Genomic DNA, 1,119 nt, shown 5'->3' with positions numbered 1-1,119 from the left:
AGCTACCGGAGGCTGAGTCCAACATACGCTACAATGAACCGAAGTCTTACTTCGCATCATTGTAGCTTAATTGTTGCCAGCGGTTATTCCTTATCAATCGGTATTATTAATCTGTCTTTATTCGTTTTGTTTTGTGCTATAATAAAGTCATTAATTTTTTTTGTAAACCTCAATTCATTAAGGTCAAATTCAATTATTTTCTCTCCAATCCAAAGTATATATTTTTCATCGTTACATCTCAAATCAATACTGCTATTCTGAAAATGCTTTGTCAATTCCCTTTTGCTCTCAAAAAATCCAAAAACTGGAACGAACATAAATACCAAAATAATAAAGAAAGTTTTATCAATCGAATATGAGTTTATTAAATACATTGCGATGTTTGCCAATCCAATCACGAAACAAATAATTGAAAAGTAATTTAATTGTTGTTGGCAAGCAATCTGATTAATTGTCTTAGTACTTACTGAATACTCTACATCTCGCCTAATTATTAGGTTAATATGCTTCTTTGATTTCGTTAATGTCAAACCAAACTGTAACAATCCGACCAAAACAATCAATGTAATATTGACTGTCATTATTTGTCCAGTATCAGAGTTGTTTGTGTAATACGAAATCACAGTATAAAGTCCAGAAACAATCAATCCGATACACATTATGTTCAATAAATAACTAATTATCTTTCTCATTTTTGGAATTCGGTATTTCGTAATTGTCACGATTTAATGCTCTTTCAAGAAATCCCTTATAGCTATTTCGTACTTTATCTGCCATATTAATTAGAAATTGTCTATCAGATGTTGCTTTAATCTTTTCATCATCTGTCAACTCGATAAGCATAGACAAGTCAATAAAGCTTTGTGGAGAATAAGAAAAACTAGCAATCCATTTATTATCGGGAGTTTCATATAAAATATATCTCCAACGCTCAATATCAATCTTATTCAACTTTGACTTAGGCATTGTCTGTCTGCTAATTGCTGGCAACGCTCAGTATAAGATGCCGTAGCTGACGATAGGAAGCTATGCATTCTTATATCTTGTTGAACTCAACCTCCGGTAGCTAAAGGTTTACCATTGGTATATTGCTCATCAACAAACTCTTATAATGATGAG

2 protein-coding genes are annotated in these 1,119 nt (G+C 32.0%); both read right to left on the bottom strand.

Annotated elements, in window-relative coordinates; all coding sequences use genetic code 11:
- Positions 1 to 83: 83 nt before the first annotated feature.
- On the bottom strand, positions 84 to 692 hold the full coding sequence (locus Q4534_RS24070) for a hypothetical protein (RefSeq protein ID WP_303615712.1): 609 nt from the start codon (positions 690 to 692) through the stop codon (positions 84 to 86).
- Entirely contained in the window at positions 676 to 966 is a 291-nt protein-coding gene (locus Q4534_RS24065; protein WP_303615711.1) for a hypothetical protein, read from the bottom strand. Before Q4534_RS24065 ends, Q4534_RS24070 begins: the two co-directional genes overlap by 17 nt.
- Between the last annotated feature and the right edge of the window lie 153 nt (positions 967 to 1,119).

Origin of the sequence: Cyclobacterium sp. 1_MG-2023 (genome assembly GCF_030546805.1) — a bacterium.
Lineage (GTDB): Bacteria > Bacteroidota > Bacteroidia > Cytophagales > Cyclobacteriaceae > Cyclobacterium.
This window is presented reverse-complemented; position numbering and strand designations above follow the sequence as displayed.